The 16,832-nt window shown below is 58.0% G+C and carries 15 protein-coding genes; 8 read left to right on the plus strand and 7 right to left on the minus strand.

All coding sequences use genetic code 11. From position 1 onward, the window contains the following. Positions 1-284: 284 nt before the first annotated feature. The 4 genes from RQI55_RS09135 (at position 285) to RQI55_RS09150 (ending at position 3,913) form a co-directional block, all read left to right on the plus strand. Positions 285-1,529, plus strand: a complete 1,245-nt coding sequence (locus RQI55_RS09135; protein WP_243256553.1) for an aromatic ring-hydroxylating dioxygenase subunit alpha — start codon at positions 285-287, stop codon at positions 1,527-1,529. A gap of 11 nt (positions 1,530-1,540) precedes the next feature. Continuing rightward, entirely contained in the window at positions 1,541-2,614 is a 1,074-nt protein-coding gene (locus tag RQI55_RS09140) for a hybrid-cluster NAD(P)-dependent oxidoreductase (protein WP_243256996.1), read from the plus strand. A gap of 106 nt (positions 2,615-2,720) precedes the next feature. Next, positions 2,721-3,191, plus strand: a complete 471-nt coding sequence (locus RQI55_RS09145) for a BA14K family protein (protein ID WP_243256552.1) — start codon at positions 2,721-2,723, stop codon at positions 3,189-3,191. A gap of 224 nt (positions 3,192-3,415) precedes the next feature. Continuing rightward, the gene (locus RQI55_RS09150; protein WP_192063852.1) at positions 3,416-3,913 is read left to right on the plus strand and encodes a BA14K family protein; all 498 of its coding nucleotides are present in this window, start codon (positions 3,416-3,418) and stop codon (positions 3,911-3,913) included. A gap of 59 nt (positions 3,914-3,972) precedes the next feature. Here the strand turns inward: RQI55_RS09150 and RQI55_RS09155 are convergent, their stop codons facing one another. Beyond that, on the minus strand, positions 3,973-4,968 hold the full coding sequence (locus RQI55_RS09155) for a transporter (protein WP_042618145.1): 996 nt from the start codon (positions 4,966-4,968) through the stop codon (positions 3,973-3,975). 249 nt (positions 4,969-5,217) lie between these two features. Between RQI55_RS09155 and RQI55_RS09160 the strand changes: the two genes are divergently transcribed. The 3 genes from RQI55_RS09160 to RQI55_RS09170 all read left to right on the plus strand — a co-directional run bounded on the left by RQI55_RS09160 (position 5,218) and on the right by RQI55_RS09170 (position 8,189). After that, positions 5,218-7,002, plus strand: coding sequence for an acyl-CoA dehydrogenase (locus RQI55_RS09160; RefSeq protein ID WP_311272500.1), 1,785 nt, complete (start codon positions 5,218-5,220; stop codon positions 7,000-7,002). A 12-nt stretch (positions 7,003-7,014) separates the two neighbouring features. Continuing rightward, a complete protein-coding gene (locus tag RQI55_RS09165) occupies positions 7,015-7,773 on the plus strand; it encodes a crotonase/enoyl-CoA hydratase family protein (protein WP_243256550.1) in 759 nt (252 codons plus the stop codon). A 95-nt stretch (positions 7,774-7,868) separates the two neighbouring features. Next, a complete protein-coding gene (locus RQI55_RS09170; RefSeq protein ID WP_243256549.1) occupies positions 7,869-8,189 on the plus strand; it encodes a hypothetical protein in 321 nt (106 codons plus the stop codon). A gap of 3 nt (positions 8,190-8,192) precedes the next feature. On the opposite strand, the gene RQI55_RS09175 is transcribed toward RQI55_RS09170, so the two are convergent. Both RQI55_RS09175 and RQI55_RS09180 read right to left on the minus strand, forming a co-directional pair. Continuing rightward, positions 8,193-9,443 (minus strand): class I SAM-dependent RNA methyltransferase, encoded by a 1,251-nt coding sequence (locus RQI55_RS09175; protein ID WP_243256548.1) that lies wholly within the window; start codon positions 9,441-9,443, stop codon positions 8,193-8,195. Further along, a complete protein-coding gene (locus RQI55_RS09180; protein WP_042618426.1) occupies positions 9,440-10,192 on the minus strand; it encodes a TlyA family RNA methyltransferase in 753 nt (250 codons plus the stop codon). Before RQI55_RS09180 ends, RQI55_RS09175 begins: the two co-directional genes overlap by 4 nt. Before the next feature lie 248 nt (positions 10,193-10,440). Here RQI55_RS09180 and RQI55_RS09185 point away from each other — a divergent pair, with 248 nt between their 5' ends. Next, a complete protein-coding gene (locus RQI55_RS09185; protein ID WP_243256547.1) occupies positions 10,441-12,465 on the plus strand; it encodes a methyl-accepting chemotaxis protein in 2,025 nt (674 codons plus the stop codon). Positions 12,466-12,569: 104 nt separating this feature from the next. Here RQI55_RS09185 and dxs read toward each other — a convergent pair whose 3' ends face one another. From dxs to RQI55_RS09205, 4 genes are all read right to left on the minus strand, one after another. Further along, positions 12,570-14,486 carry a 1-deoxy-D-xylulose-5-phosphate synthase gene (dxs, locus tag RQI55_RS09190; RefSeq protein ID WP_243256546.1) on the minus strand — a complete coding sequence of 639 codons (1,917 nt, stop codon included), beginning with the start codon at positions 14,484-14,486 and terminating at the stop codon, positions 12,570-12,572. A gap of 92 nt (positions 14,487-14,578) precedes the next feature. Then, a complete protein-coding gene (locus tag RQI55_RS09195; protein WP_243256545.1) occupies positions 14,579-15,502 on the minus strand; it encodes a pirin family protein in 924 nt (307 codons plus the stop codon). 116 nt (positions 15,503-15,618) lie between these two features. Then, a complete protein-coding gene (locus RQI55_RS09200) occupies positions 15,619-15,873 on the minus strand; it encodes an exodeoxyribonuclease VII small subunit (RefSeq protein ID WP_042618153.1) in 255 nt (84 codons plus the stop codon). A gap of 2 nt (positions 15,874-15,875) precedes the next feature. After that, on the minus strand, positions 15,876-16,811 hold the full coding sequence (locus RQI55_RS09205) for a histone deacetylase family protein (protein ID WP_243256544.1): 936 nt from the start codon (positions 16,809-16,811) through the stop codon (positions 15,876-15,878). Positions 16,812-16,832 lie beyond the last annotated feature (21 nt).

The raw sequence follows: 16,832 nt of genomic DNA on the forward strand, positions 1-16,832 counted from the left end.
GAGGTTAAAAATTCCTTTTCGCGACACTGTCGCCATTAAAGATTATGGCGCACAATCCCGCGTCACATTGCGACGGATTTTCGTTTGATCGATCTATAAGCCACTGTTTCAGAACCAAAATCACGGGCCAAGGCCGATATCGTCCATGTCGCAAATTGTCGCCAATGCGGAAGCCGATGTCGCTGTATGTGGTGCTGAAGATGCGCGTGAATGGTTAGATAATCGCCATCACACGCGGGAGATGGCCCCTTGAAGGCTTGCCGCGACTTTTCGAGGACGTGGCCATGGATTTGCGCGACACCGTATTGCGGCAACTGAAAAACCGTCGTGAGGGTTTTACCCTTGAGCAGCCTTTCTACGTGGATCAGGATTATTTCCAGCTGGACATGGAAAACATCTGGTACCGCGACTGGCTGTTTGTGGCCCATGATTGTGAAGTGCCGAAGGCGGGTACCTATATGACGGTTCAGATCGGTGACTACTCCGCGGTCATCGTGCGCGGCCGGGATGGTGCCATCCGCGCCTTCCACAATTCTTGTCGCCATCGCGGTTCACGCGTCTGCACCAGCCACAAGGGCCAGTCGGCCCGTCTGGTCTGTCCCTACCACCAGTGGACCTATGATCTGGATGGCAAGCTGCTGTTTGCGCGCCATATGGGCGATGATTTCGACAAGGGCGAGTTTGGCCTGAAGCCCATCGCCTGTGAGACGGTGGCCGGTTACGTCTTCATCTGTCTGGCCGAAAAGCCTGCCGATTTCGCGCCGGTTCGTGCCGAAATCGAGGGCTATATGGCACCGCACCGCGTGTGGGAGGCAAAGGTCGCCCATGAGAGCACCATCATCGAAAAGGGCAACTGGAAGCTCGTCTGGGAGAACAACCGCGAGTGCTACCATTGCGCCGCCAACCACCCGGAACTGTGCCGCACCTATCCTGAAAACCCGAGCGTGACCGGGACTGACGGCGGCGCGAGCGATCCTGAAATCGGCGGCCACTGGGCACGCTGCGAGGCAGCCGGCCTGCCAAGCCGCTTCAAGATCGATCCCAAGGGTCAGTTCCGTGTGGCGCGTATGCCGCTGATTGGTGATGCCGAGAGCTACACCATGTCCGGCAAGCGCGCCGTGCGTCGCCCGCTGTCGGATGATGTTACGATTGACCATATTGGCACGCTGCTTCTGTTCCATTACCCGACGACCTGGAACCATTTCCTTGGCGACCACCTGATTTCCTTCCGAGTGCTGCCACTCGGACCAATGGAAACGCAGGTCACAACCAAGTGGCTGGTGCATAAGGATGCGGTGGAAGGGGTCGATTACGATATCGAAAACCTGACCCATGTCTGGAACGAGACCAATGATCAGGACCGCCGCATTGTCGAGGAAAATGCCTTCGGCATTCGCTCCCCTGCCTATGAGCCGGGTCCTTACTCCATGGAAGATGAGGGCGGCGTCATGCAGTTCGTCAATTGGTATGCGGATTTCATGATCGACCGCCTGACCGGCGACAAACAAAAACTGTCGGCTGTCGCATGACCTTTTCCAGCATGGCAACGACATACAAGCATATTGATGAGATGAAGCCTTGGAGCGACAAGCTTCATCTGCTGGAGTGCATCTCCGTCACGCCTGAAACACCAGATGTGATGACCTTCCTGTTTCGCTCCGAAGGCACCAACTGGTTTCGCTATCTGCCGGGCCAGTTCGTGACGCTGGAACTGCCTGTTGGCCCGGAGCCGCTGTTCCGAACCTACACGCTCTCCTCCAGCCCGTCGCGTCCTTATGCGCTTGCGGTGACCGTGAAGGCGCAGGCCACGAGCATCGGAACGCGCTGGATGTTCAACAACCTGAAGCCCGGCATGAAGATCCGTGCGTTGGGGCCGCTGGGCGACTTTTCCTATGTGCGCCACCCCGGGGACAAATATCTGTTCATCTCAGCAGGCTCTGGCGTGACGCCGATGATGTCGATGGTGCGCGACATGAGTGACCGCGCACCGCAAAGCGATATTTCCTTCATCAACTGCTCACGCTCTCCTTCCGATATCGTCTTCCGCCATGAGCTGGAATATCTGGCGCGCTTCATGCCCAACCTGTCGCTCGGCTTCATCGTTGAAAACTGCGGGCGCACGGATCTGTGGTCCGGTCTGAAGGGCATGGTGGACAAGGCCAAGATTGCGCTGCTGTCGCATGACTTTATGGATCGCACGGTGTTTTGCTGTGGGCCGGAACCCTTCATGGCGGCCATCCGCTCCATGCTGGAAGCATCCGGCTTCGATATGGCGCGTTATCATCAGGAAAGCTTTTCTCCCGCGGCTCCCGTTGCTGTCGGCGCAAGCGACTTGCCTGACGATGGCGAGGTGCTGGCCAAAATCAACTTCACACTGTCCGGCAAGGACGTGCCATGCCAATCAGGTCAGACGATTCTGATGACGGCGCGTGCGGCGGGCGTGCGCATCGGTGCCGCCTGCGAGTCCGGTATCTGCGGCACATGCCGTGTTCTGAAGCTTTCCGGCGAGGTTGAGATGAACCACAATGGCGGCATTCTGGATGAGGAAATCGAGGAAGGCTATATTCTCGCCTGTTGTTCGAGGCCCCTCACAGATGTTCAAGTAGAGGCCTGATTATACTTGTTCCATTTTGCGCAATGGAACCAAAAGCAACCTTCTCCGTTATTGTGACAATGGAAGCGCGGTCTTAACGCGCATCACAATACGGAGAACATCCAAAATGAATTTGCGCAAAACGAGCATCGCGACAGCGGTCATCATGCTCATGACGAGCTTCACGCCATCGCAGGCATTCCAGGTGCCCGTTCCAATGAAGAAGCCTGCACAGACGACGATGGCCGATAATGTCGTTCAGGTCCAGTACCGTCGCGACGAGCGCCGCATCTACCGGGATCGCAGCTTCCGTGGTCGCGATCGCGACTATCGCCGCTCCATGGCGCGCCGCGATTATTACAACGGCCACCGTGGCTACCGTGACCGTCGCCCAGGCTACCGTCAGCATAACGGCATGTGGTTCCCGCTTGCAGCATTTGCCACAGGCGCAATTATCGGCGGCGCAATGTCGCAGGGCCGTCCTGCCTATGGCAACAGCCATCAGCAATATTGCGCAAGCCGCTACCGTTCGTATCGCGCATCCGACAATACATTCCAGCCTAACAATGGCCCACGCAGACAGTGCGTATCCAACTAACAGTGTTTTTGAAAGGGCCCGGCAAATGTCGGGCCTTTCGCAATTTATTTAATGAGACCCCATCAATTGACTGTGAATGCTCTGTTAATGCTGGGTTCAGCTAAGTATTTATAAGTTGAGTAACATATAAAATCAGCCCGCATCGCGGGTGATAAGACCAAGAAGAAAACATCGTTGTTCACAATGCACCGGCAGAGTAACCGGTCGTGGATGGAGGAAATCAGATGCAAAATTATATGAAAACAGTTTGGGCCGTAGGCTTCTCTGTTCTGGCTGTAACGGGCTCAATCGTTCCCGCGCAGGCCATGCCAATCAAGGTTGCTCCACCAGCCGTGGAAAAAGCCGATGACGGCGTTGTCAACGTTCAGTACTGGCGCGACCGTGGATACCGGCGCGATTATGGCGGCGGTTATTATCGCGGCCACCGTGGCTACCGCGAATATCGCCCGGGCTATCGCCATCACAACGGATACTGGTTCCCGCTGGCAGCTTTCGGTGCCGGTGCGATCATCGGCGGTGCGCTCGCGCAGCCTCGCGAAGTCTACCGTCCGGTGCCTGAATATCGCCCACGTCCGGTTTACCGCCCAGTACCGCGCGCTTATGGCGTGAGCCAGAGCCACGTGAACTGGTGCTTTGGCCGTTACCGCTCTTACGATGCCGGTAGCAACACCTTCCAGCCGTATAACGGCCCACGTCAGACCTGCTATTCGCCTTACAGCTGATTGCTGACAGTGCCGATCTTGAAAGCGCCGCGCCGATGCCTCGGGGCGGCGTTTTGCATTTATAGAATTCCCACGCGGCGTATCAGCACCCATGCCAGCAAAATGGATGCGACAATGAAGCTGGCCGCATAGAATGTGCCGCTTGCGCCCTCGGTAAAGGGTAGGGCTGACGTGTTCATGCCGAAAAAGCCTGTCACCAGCGTTGGTGGCAAGAGAAATGCCGTCATCAACGATAGAATATAGAGATGGCGGTTGGTTTCGGACGAAAGCTTGGAATCGACTTCCTCGTGCAAAAGCCTTGCCCGCTCTTGCAAGGCATAGACATCATGATCGATGGCCTCCAGCCGGCCCGTCAGCCGTGCGGCAATATCTTCGAAACCGGGTGGCATTTCGTCTTCATCTGCTGCCGAAGCCCGGCGCATGAGGGTCAGAACGGTGCGCAGATGCCGGTGAAGGCGCACAACGGTGCGGCGCACGGGTGCAAGTCTGCGCCGTTCATCCCGTGGCGTGGAGTCGTAGACGATGTCCTCGATGGAATTCAGCTCTTCCGTTGTTTCCATGATGAGCGCGATCAGGCTGCGCTGAAACTCGGCAACCAGTCCCTCAAATACATGCGATGGCGTCGAATAGCGTTTCGGGTTCTTGTCGATCGCGGCGCGCAGCCGGTCCACTGACCGCAATGGCTGAAGCCGAGTGGTGATGATGAAACGCTCGCCCAGCGCAAAATGCAGCCAGCCAATGTCACGCGTTTCCTGATCGAATTCACGCTGGAAATCGACCAGCGTACCATGCAGCGCGCCATCATCCACCACAATGGAAGGATGCGTTTCATGGGTGGTCAGGCTCGCCTTCATGCTCTCATCAAGGCCCTGCAGGGTTTCCAGAAAGCCCGTGACGCGTGAGTCGGCAAGGTTAAGGTGCAGCCAGAAGAACCCGTCTTCGGTTTGCAATTCGCTAAATGCGACATCCGGCGGCAATCGCGTGCATGTCTGCGCGCCGGGGCTGAAGCGATAGGCCCAGACGAGACCGGGTATGGCTGGATGGGGAATGTCCATGGTCGTAAATCCTGAAACGCAATCGCGGGCGGGCAGCGGAGCTTAATCCGCCTGTGCGACATATCATGCAGACCAGAGTTTTGCGACGGCCTGATTACGGCTATCGTTGCCGAGGGCCAGACAAGCGCCGATTTTGGCTGAGAGCGAGAAGTTGAACATCTCTCAGATTTTTCAAATTGACGTTTACGTAAAAATCAATTAGCCCCAGAGGCTATCGCATTGCAAGCTGACGCTTCGGGAGGAGGCAGGATGTATATCGCACCGGTAGACGATATCGCTTTTACGCTGAAACATGTGGCAGGTCTCAAAGCCGCGCTCGAAGAGGGCGCCTTCGGTGATCTCGACGAGGACACTGTTGACGCCATTCTCCATGAGGCGGGTCGGTTTGCCTCCGATGAGGTCGCACCTCTTGGCGATATTGGCGACAAGCAGGGTTCAAAGCTCGTGGATGGCGCGGTGCGCACGCCCGATGGCTGGGCCGATCTTTACCGCCGCTGGGCGGAAGGTGGCTGGAACGGCCTGACCGCGCCGGAAGAGTTTGGCGGGCAAGCGTTGCCGCATCTTCTGAATGTCGCCGCGCTAGAAATGTGGAACTCCGGTTCCATGGCCTTTGCTCTGTGCCCCACGCTTACCATGGGTGCTGTCGAAGCCATCGCGGCCCATGGCAGCAGCGAACTCAAGGCAACCTATCTCGAAAAGCTGGTGTCCGGCACCTGGACCGGCACGATGAACCTGACCGAACCGCATGCCGGATCTGATCTCGCCGCATTGAAAAGCCGGGCAGAACGCGCCGATGACGGCAGCTACCGTATCTTCGGCCAGAAAATATATATTACCTGGGGCGAGCACGACGCTGCCGAAAACATCATCCATCTGGTTCTGGCCCGCCTGCCGGATGCGCCTGCGGGAACACGCGGCATTTCCCTGTTTCTGGTGCCGAAATTCCTTCCCGACGAGGCTGGAAAGCCGGGTGAGCGCAACGACCTCTTCTGCCATGCGCTGGAGCACAAGCTCGGCATTCACGGCTCTCCTACCTGCACAATGATTTTTGGTGACGGGCGCTATGGTGCTGAAAAAGGCGCAATCGGCTGGATCGTCGGTGAGGAAAACAAAGGGCTGGCCTGCATGTTCACCATGATGAACAATGCGCGTTTGGCGGTTGGCATGCAGGGCGTTGCCATCTGCGAGGCGGCCACGCAAAAGGCCATCGCCTACGCAAAAGAGCGCACACAGGGCAAGGCTACCGGCACCCAAGCCGTGGGCATGAGCCCGATCATCGAGCATCCCGATATTGCCAGAACACTTTTGACAATGAAGGCGCTGACGCAAGGTTCGCGGGCCATCTCCTTTTCCTGCGCCCATGCCACAGACATGAGCCACGCCCGGACAGAACCGGCTGAGCGGAAATTCTGGCAGGAGCGGGCGGCACTTCTGACGCCGATTGCCAAATCCTTTTCGACCGATGCCGGGGTAGACGTCGCGTCACTTGGCATACAGGTGCATGGCGGCATGGGCTTTATTGAGGAAACCGGTGCTGCCCGCTATCTGCGCGATGCACGCATCGCCCCGATCTATGAAGGCACCAATGGCATTCAGGCCATCGATCTGGTCATGCGGAAGTTGCCGCTGTCCGAAGGCAGCCACGTGCGTGGCTTCATTGCGGAACTGAAAGAGCAGTCACAGGCCGTGCGCGCCGCCAACAATCCTGAGCTTGGTGAAACAGCCCGCTATCTCGATAGAGGCATTGGCGATCTTGAGGACGCAACGGAGTGGTTGCTCGCAACGCTTGGCAAGGGCGAAACAGCGGCTGTTCTTGCCGGTGCCACGCCTTACCAGCGTTTGTTCGGGCTGGCGCTGACCGGTGCTTATCTGGCCAAGGGTGCGCTGGTGTCAGTCGATGACGGGCAAGGCGAAAAGCGTGTTGCCCTATGCCGCTTCACCGCTGAAAACCTGCTGGCGGAAACATCTGCCTTGAAGGACCGCGTGATCTCTGGTGCCGCGAGCCTTGAAGCCGCCCGCACCGTGCTGGGTTAAGGAGTGCTGTCCATGGCTGCCGATCCTATTCTCGTTGAACGTCCGCAGGCCGCACCCGGTGTGCAGGTCATTCGCTTCAACCGGCCCGAAAAGAAAAACGCGATCACGGATGCGATGTACCGCACCATGATCGACGCTTTGCAAACGGCGGATGAGGATGCCGATATTCGCGCTATCGCTTTTCTCGGCTCCAATGGCTGCTTTTCGGCTGGCAATGATATGGCCGATTTCATGGCTTTCGCCATGTCCGGCGGCAAGGGACGATTGGCGGCTGCAGATTTTCTGCACGCCTTGGTCGGCGTCCAGAAACCCATCGTCTCGGGCGTCGATGGCCTTGCCATCGGCATCGGAACGACGCTGCATTTGCATTGCGATTTGACCGTCGCGTCCAGCCGCAGCCTGTTCAAGACGCCATTCGTGGATCTCGCATTGGTGCCGGAAGCGGCCTCCAGTCTGCTGGTGCCGCGCATCATGGGGCATCAGCGCGCCTTTGCGATGCTGGCAGCCGGGGAGGGCTTTTCTGCGGAACAGGCGCTTGCCGCAGGGTTGATCTGGAAAGTGGTTCCCGAGGCTGAAGTCGAGAGCGAGACGCTGAAGATCGCGTCGTCACTTGCGGCAAAGCCTCCGCAGGCATTAAAAATCGCCCGGGATTTGCTGCGTGGAGATGTGGCCGAGGTACGCGCGCGCATCGATGCCGAGATCGTGCATTTTGCAGCACAATTGCAAAGCGCTGAAGCCAGAGCCGCCTTTGAGGCATTCATGCGCCGTTAAGCGTGGACGTTGAAAATAGGCGGGTCTTATGGAATTGCTGGCAAAGGCAGTTTAGTCTTTGCGCAAACTGCCTGTCTTTCAAGAAAGCCTGTAACATGCGCCCCATCGTGCTTGCCACGCTCGCCCTCATGTCTCTCTCCAGCGTTGCGCAAACGGCAAGCGTTCTGCCACTGCAAGTGCCGCAGGCGCGCCAGAGCGATGTGATCGAGGTCCAGAACTACAACAGCCAGTCCAGGCGGCCTGATCGAAACAACAATTCCGACCGCCGCTATCAGCGCTTCGTCTGCGTGGTGACGCCACCAGATAGCGCCAATCGCTCCCGCCCTTACGTCTGCCCGGTCCAGCAGGGCCGCGTGGGCGGACGTTGCCGCTGCAACGGCGTGGTTGGCAGCGGCAATATCGATACGGCCTGGTAAAGCCTATTTTTCGAGCGTAGCAACCGCTTCCACATGCGGCGACCATAGAAACTGGTCAACAGGCGTCACCTTGGTGATGCGGTATCCGCCCTCGACCAGAATGGCGAGATCCCGCGCCAGCGATAGCGGATTGCAGCTGACGGCAACAATCTTCTTGACCGTGCTGCGCGCCAGTTCCTTGCACTGGGCTTCCGCGCCTGCACGTGGTGGATCGAAAACCACGGCGTCGTAGTTTTTCAGTTCCTTGGCTGTCAGTGCGTGGCGGAACAGGTCGCGCTTTTCAATGGTCACGGGCTTCAGGCCTTGCGTATTGCGGGCAGCAAGATCCAGCGCCTTCAGCGCCTTTTCCTCGGCTTCGACCGCGTGCACCTTGCCCAGACGCGCAAGGCGAAGCGCAAACGTGCCGGAGCCACAGAACAGATCGGCAATGCGTTTGGATTTGCCCACATGCTCCAGCACGAGTGCCGCCATGGCATCTTCTGCCTGCCGTGTGGCCTGTGCAAAGCCGCCGGATGGCGGAGAAATGGCAATGCCATCGAAATCGATCATCGGCTTTTGCGGCTCGATCAGGATTTCACCCGAAAGCGACACACGCGAGATACCGCGCATGGACAGCACGGTTTCGGTCACGGCCCGGCGCTGCTTGTCATTGGCAGACTTGATGCCCTCAAACGCAATATCCAACCCGGACAGCGTTTCCATCACGGCGATCCTGAAGGGCTCCGCATTGGATGCAAGCGGAAGGCTGATGGCTCTGATGGCATCGAGGCGCGAGATGATACCATCCGAGCTGACGGGACATTCCTCGATAGCGACGATATGGTGGCTGTTGGCCTGGCTGAAGCCTAGAAGCATGCCTTTTTCAGTTTTTCGGGCGGTAAAGACGACACGGCGTCTCTCGCCCGGGCGACAGTGCACAAGCGTTTCCACCGGCACATCGAGCCCCTTGCACTTCAATGCCGCGACCACGAGGCTGCGCTTGAACACGTGATAGGGCTCATCGGCCATATGCTGCAGCGAACAGCCGCCGCAGGTGCCGTTCTTGCCATCCGGACCGAAGTGGCGGCAGGCGGGCTCACGCCGCTCTGGTGCTGGCGTGGTGATGGACATGACCATGCCCTGATCCTTGACCCGGGCAATCGCTACCGTTTCGCCCGGCAAGGCAAACGGCACGTAGATCGGACCGTCGGAACCATGCACGATCCCGTCGCCCTGTGCACCAAGGCTTTGTATTGTGACCGTCTGGGTTGTCATGGCTTGCGGCCTCCGAGAAGATATTCCTCATTTCCATCGCCACCGGCAATGGGGGAGGGAATAAGGCCAAGGCTGACCCAGCCCATATCTTCCACCAGCCAACGTTCAAGCTCTGCGGCAACGGCAGGTGCCGTTTCAGGTTCTTTTAGAAGGCCGGCCTTGCTGATCGCGTCGCGTCCTGCTTCAAACTGTGGCTTGACGAGGAGAACGGCGAGCGCACCCGGCTCTGCCAGTTCCAGCGCGGGTGCCAGTGCCAGCTTGAGCGAGATGAAAGACACATCCGAAACGATGAAGCTGATTGGACGGTTGTCGATATCATCGCTTGTCAGAAAACGTGCGTTGAAGCCTTCAATGCTGGTCACGCGCCGGTCATTTTCAATGCGGGGGTGGATCTGGCCATGGCCGACATCGATAGACGTGACGTGGGACGCGCCGCGTTTCAGCAACACTTCGGTGAAGCCGCCAGTGGACGCGCCGACGTCAAGACATTCGAGATTGCGTGGATCGAGCTGGAAATGGTCCAGCGCAGCAACCAGCTTCAGGGCGCCGCGTGAGACATAATCCTGAGCAGGATCGCTGATCTCAAAGACGACATTTCCGGGAAATGTCAGGCTTGGCTTGGTCACGACCTTGCCGTTGACACGCACGGTTCCGCGCGCAACGGCGTCGCGGGCGCGAGAGCGGCTGGCGAACAGACCGCGTGACACGAGAAGCTGGTCCAGCCGGTGATTTTCAGATGAATGAGACATAGCCGTGTCAATGACTGTCAAAAGCCCGGAAAGCAAGCATTTTGTGATGTCATGCCGGTGCGGGCTGCACTGGTTTGTCCACAGGGTGACACGTCTGGTTTAAGCGAAAATAAACGGCTTGGTGCAATGTTGGCGCGAAGCTGAGTTCCGGCGCACCATTACTGCCATGATGGCATTCCCGAACAAATGACGTGACGTCAGTGGCCGTTTGGCCTTGCGTCACTCCTGACGTATCGAGAGATTTCGTGATGTCTTTAAAAAATTTACCTATCATCCTGAAGCTTGTCGCAACCTTCCTCGCCTTGATGGCTGTCTGCCTTGTCGCAACGGCTGTCGTGTTTTGGCAAACGCTTGAAGCCAAACGCGTTTCCGACGAGCAGGCAAACATCAACAGGATTGTGTCTGCGGTTGACGCTGCTCAGGCTGCAATGCTGGAACAGGCAGTCGATCAACGCGGCTATATCCTGTTTCGCACCGATAGCACCTATAATGACGTGTTTGCTCAGCGTACGTTGATGCTGAAAAAGCTGGATGAAGCGCGCGACCTTGCTGCTGGCCAGCCGGACGTTTTGAAATCCATCAACGACATGCAGGGCGCAGCAAACATATTCTATACGCAGCTGATCGAGCCCCAGATGGCAGCTCGCAAAAACACCGAAGCCTCGATTGCAGACGTGATTGAAATCGGTCGCAACAACAGCAAGGGGCAACTGGATGGCTTCCGCGCTGCGGCAACCAAGATAAAGTCTGAGCTTGCAGCGGCGTCCGAAGCGAAAGCGGCAGCAGAGGCAGCAGCGCATAGCAATATTCGTCTTGCCCTTCTGGGCGGTGGTGCCGTAGCCGGTGCTATTGCCGTGCTGTTGATTTGGGGTCTTTCACGCGTCATCGTTTCCCCGATTGTTGGCATGACCAACGCGATGGGGCGTCTTGCTAGCGGTGATATGAGCGTCGAGGTTCCAGCACTGGACCGGGGCGATGAAGTGGGCAAGATGGCGCAGGCCGTTCTGGTCTTCAAGGAAGCCGCAATCGAGAAGTCCCGCCTTTCGGGTGAAACTGACAGAATGCGCGCAGCGACAGAAGCGGACCGTCGCCGCGACGAACTCGAAAAGTCGCGGATGGAGGCCGAGCAGACATTTGCTCGCGATGAGCTTGCCAAGGGTCTTGAGGCTTTGGCGGATGGAAATCTGGTTTACCGGATTGAGACGCCATTCACGGAGTTCGTCGAGCCACTTCGCATCAATTTCAACAACTCGCTGGAGAAGCTTCAGGGCGCACTGCGCAAGGTTGGCGAAAACGCGTCGGCCATCAATGCTGGCGCAGCTGAGATGCTGTCTTCTGCTGATGATCTCTCCCGCCGTACCGAACAGCAGGCGGCTTCTATCGAAGAAACGGCGGCAGCCCTCGAAGAAATCACCACGACGGTCAATGACAGCGCCAAGGGTGCCGAAGAGGCAAGCGCACTGGTGCAGCGTGCACGCTCTGGCGCTGAAAAGTCCGGCACCGTTGTCCGCAATGCCGTTTCCGCCATGCAGGCCATCGAGCATTCATCCAGCGAAATCACCAGCATCATCGGCGTTATCGATGATATCGCCTTCCAGACCAACCTTCTGGCGCTGAATGCGGGTGTTGAAGCGGCGCGTGCTGGTGAAGCTGGCAAGGGCTTTGCTGTTGTCGCGCAGGAAGTGCGTGAACTGGCGCAGCGTTCAGCCAAGGCAGCCAAGGAGATCAAGGTGCTGATCAGCGCCTCCAGCCAGCAGGTTGAGAACGGTGTGAACCTCGTTGGCGAAACCGGCAAGGCTCTGGAAATGATCATTGCTGAAGTTGAGGAAATCAACGCCCACGTCGGAACCATCGTTACGGCCTCCCGCGAACAGGCAACGGGCTTGCTAGAGATCAACGCCGCCGTCAACACGATGGATCAGGGCACGCAGAAAAACGCAGCCATGGTGGAGGAGCAGACCGCAGCCAGCCACACGCTTGCGCGCGAAGCACAGGCCCTGAACGAACTCATCGGGCAGTTCAATCTTGGCAACGGCGCGGCCGTCGCCAAAACCGTTGCTCCGGTGCCCCACAGCGCACCGCGCACCGCTTCTGCATCCGCGCCCAAGCCTGCTTTTTCGCCAACGCCACGCCCGGCCGCGAAGATCGCAAAGCCAACGGCCCGCCCGGTCCCGTCGCCGGCCCGCGCACTCGGGCAAAGCCTCGAAAAAGCCTTTGCTGCTGCCCCCGATACCTCTGCCACACCAACCGCGCAGAATTGGGAAGAGTTCTAAGAGATCAGCACAAACTGACACGAAAAACCCGCCGGAGAAATCCGGCGGGTTTTTTATTGCCTGTCAGATGGCAGGACTTTCTGACGTGTGAATGAACCGATGGTTCAGGCCACGCCGAGCCCCGCACGCTTCTGGCCGAGGGCATCAAAGACGGTGGAAACGATGCCAGCCCGGTCGAGGCCAGCATTGGCATACATGACCTCCGGTTTCGCCTGCTCGACCCATTGGTCCGGCAGGGTCAGTGTGCGAACCTTAAAACCCGTATCGAGAAGTCCGGCGCTGGCCATGAAATGCAGCACATGAGCTCCAAACCCGCCTGCCGCACCTTCTTCGATGGTGATCAGCACCTCATGGTGGCTGGCAAGCTGGCGAATGAGATCAATGTCCAGCGGCTTTGCAAAGCGGGCATCCGCAACAGTGGTGGAGAGGCCAGCGGCATCCAGATCTTCTGCTGCCGCCAGACATTCTGCAAGGCGTGTACCGAAAGAAAGCAATGCGACCTTGCTGCCTTCCTTGATGACCCGGCCCTTGCCAATAGTCAGAATTTCGCCGCGCGCTGGCATTTCGATACCAACACCTTCACCGCGCGGATAACGGAAGGAAATCGGACCTTCATCATAGGCGGCGGCTGTGCGCACCATATGCTTCAGTTCCGCTTCATCCGCAGCCGCCATAACGACCATGCCGGGCAGGGTGGCGAGAAATGTTGTGTCAAACGAGCCTGAGTGGGTTGGTCCATCCGCGCCGACGAAACCAGCGCGGTCAATCGGAAAGCGCACAGGCAAGGACTGTATCGCCACGTCATGCACCAGCTGGTCGTAACCGCGTTGCAGAAAGGTGGAGTAGAGCGCGCAAAACGGTTTGTAGCCATCGGCTGCCAGACCCGCCGCAAAGGTAACGGCATGTTGCTCGGCGATGCCGACATCGAAGCTTCGTTTCGGAAAAATATCGGCCAACTTGTCCAGGCCCGTGCCGTTCGGCATGGCGGCGCTGACGCCAACGATCTTCTCGTCCAGCGTCGCTTCCTGCACCAGCGCTTCAGCAAACACGCTGGTATAGCTCGGCGCATTCGGCTTGGCTTTCGCCTGTGTGCCGGTGATGACATCGAACTTGTTGACGCCGTGATACTTGTCGGCTGCGGCTTCGGCGGGCGCATAGCCCTTGCCCTTTTGCGTGACCACATGGATCAGCACAGGGCCTTTCTGGTTGTCGCGGACATTGCGCAGCACCGGCAGAAGATGCTCGAAGGAGTGACCGTCGATCGGGCCGATGTGGTAAAAGCCTAGCTCCTCGAAAAGCGTTCCGCCAGTCACATAGCCGCGTGCATGCGTGACTGCGCGGGTAATAGCCCGGTCGATCGACTTACCGAGATAGGCCGTCAGTTTCTTACCAAGATCGCGAAAGCCCATATAGGTGCGGCCGGAGGCGAGGCGCGCCAGATAGGCGCTCATGGCACCCGTTGGCGGGGCAATCGACATATCATTATCGTTGAGGATGACGATCAGGCGTGCGTCGAGCGCACCAGCATTGTTCAGTGCCTCAAACGCCATGCCTGCGGACATGGAGCCATCGCCGATCACGGAAATCACCTTGCGGTCACTGCCATCAAGCTCGGCGGCAACCGCCATGCCGAGGCCAGCGGAAATCGATGTGGAGGAATGACCCGCGCCAAAATCGTCATATTCGCTTTCAGCACGACGCGTGAAGCCGGAAAGCCCACCTTCCTGCCGAAGCGTGCGGATGCGATCGCGGCGCCCGGTCAGGATCTTGTGGGGATAACATTGGTGGCCAACATCGAAGATAAGACGGTCTTCCGGCGTATTGAACACCTTGTGGATGGCAATGGTCAGTTCCACCACGCCAAGCCCTGCGCCCAGATGCCCGCCCGTGGTCGAGACAGCATCGATCATCTCGTCGCGCAATTCCCGCGCAAGCTGCGGCAAATCGCGATCCTCGATCGACTTGAGATCAGAGGGGAACTTCACACGGTCAAGCAATGGTGTCTCTGGCATTCCGGTCAATCGTTCGGCCTTCGCTTTTTTTGTGGTGAATCCGCCGCTTCAGATGGTGTGTAGATCCGTCTTGGGCAAGATTTATTTTGTTTTAACGAATTTCAACCCTGCGGCAAAGGGACAAACTCTTCTTCATCCCCCGGTACGATGTCGAAGCGACCGGTTCTCCACTCATCCTTCGCTTTTTCGATGCGTTCTTTGGACGATGACACGAAATTCCACCAGATATAGCGCTTCGAATTCAGCGCCGCGCCCCCGAAAAGCATGATGTGGCAACCATAGTTGCCGCCTTTCAACGTAATATCATCGCCCGCGCGAAATACGATGAGTTGATCGGCAGCAAAAACATCGCCCGCCACATCCAGTGAACCGGAGAGAATATAGATCGCCCGTTCTTCGTGGTCTGCTGGAAAGGGAAGCTTTACCCCGGCTTCCAGCGTCAGATCCACGTAAAGCGTATCTGTCAACGTCTTGACCGGCGATGCAGCGCCTGCAAATCCCCCGATGACGACCCGGCCAGTCGCGCCCTTGATGTCAATCACGGGCATGGCCTCGCGTCCCGTATGCGAAAAATCCGGTGCGATTTCTTCACTGCCGTCCGGCAGGGCAAGCCATGTTTGCAGGCCGGAAATGGAAAGCGGGTGACCGCGCAGGTTTTCCGGCGTTCGCTCGGAATGCACAATGCCGCGTCCTGCGGTCATCAGATTGAGATCGCCGGGGCGGATCACCAGTTCGGTGCCGAGGCTATCGCGATGCTTGATTTCGCCATCAAACAGGTAAGTGACCGTCGAAAGCCCGATATGCGGATGCGGTTTTACATCCAGTGCCTGACCCGCCCTGAGAATGGCCGGGCCCATACGGTCAAAGAAGATGAAGGGGCCAACCAGCCGCCTGTCCCGCGTTGGCAGGGCACGCCGCACGGCAAACCCGCCAATATCACTGGAGCGCGGAATGATCAGGTTTTCGATGGCGTCACAGGCAAAAGCATCGCCTGCTGCTGGGTCTCTTCCCGGAAAAAATGACATGGCAATCTCCTGAGATCAGGCGCTAGCTTACCATGATTCAAGGCGTTCGTGAGGAATCAATAATGAACGGTCTGTTTTCGTGCCGTCCATCGAAGCCGAGAACTGGGGAGGGGAGCCTATTCGCCGTCCAGCGGCTCCACGCCAACCGGCTTGCCTGCGCGATCCAGACGGATTTTTTCGATGCGCTTTTCAGCCGCCGTCAGCAGCGTCTCGCAATGCTTCTTCAAGGCTTCGCCGCGCTCATAAATGGCAATAGATTCGTCCAGCGCCACATCGCCGCGTTCCAGACGGGCGACAATGCTTTCCAGCTCGGCGACAGCCTTTTCAAAAGAATAACCGCTGACATCGGCTGTGTTGGCATTTTCCGTCATGTTCAACCCTTCATCATTCTCAAAATATGCATGGCTGCCGATTCCGCCAAACCTTCCAGATCATAACCACCTTCAAGCAGGCTGACGACCCGGTTGGAGGCAAATTTGTCTGCCATCTCTAGAATTCGGCCCGTCGCCCAGTCAAAATCTTCGCCCACCAGATTGATCTGCGCCAGCGGATCGCGGTGATGCGCATCAAAACCCGCGGAGATGATGATGAGATCAGGCGAGAAATCTGCGAGTGCTGGCAGCACGCGAGATTTGAAAGCCTCGCGGAAATGGTCGCTGCCGGTGTTGGGCGAAAGTGGAGCGTTGACGATATTGTTCTTGATGCCCGTCTCGCGCTTGTCGCCGCTCCACGGGTAGAGCGGCATCTGGTGGGTGGAGCAGAACAGCACGGATGTGTCGTTCCAGAAAATATCCTGGGTGCCGTTGCCGTGGTGCACGTCCCAATCCACGATGGCGACACGCTCTGCGCCATAGGTCTTTTGGGCGTGGCGGGCAGCAATGGCGGCATTGTTGAACAGGCAGAAACCCATGGCCTTTTCAGTTTCCGCATGGTGGCCCGGCGGGCGACTGGCCACGAAAACATTGTCTGCCGCGCCTAAAAACACGTCATCGACAGCCGCCATGGCCGCGCCGATGCCGGTCAGCGCCGCCTGTAGCGATTTCGGTGAGGCATAGGTATCGGCCTCGATGCGGTTGATCTCGCCTTCCTCTTCCGGAATTTGCCGCATGATCGAAATCAGATGGCTTTCCGGATGCGCCAACAGAATGGCATCTTCATTGGCCTGTGGCGCTTGGCGGCGCTCCAGTCGTTCAAAATTGGGGTGCTCAAGCGCAATGTTGAGCGAGCGCAACCGGTCGGGGCGTTCAGGGTGCCCCTGCGGCGTGATGTGTTCCAGGAATATCGGGTGCTCGTAAAGCCGTGTGGCCATGGCGGGAACTCCTGAACAGCC

It is taken from the genome of Rhizobium sp. WCS2018Hpa-16 (genome assembly GCF_031843705.1).
GTDB lineage: Bacteria > Pseudomonadota > Alphaproteobacteria > Rhizobiales > Rhizobiaceae > Agrobacterium > Agrobacterium tumefaciens_C.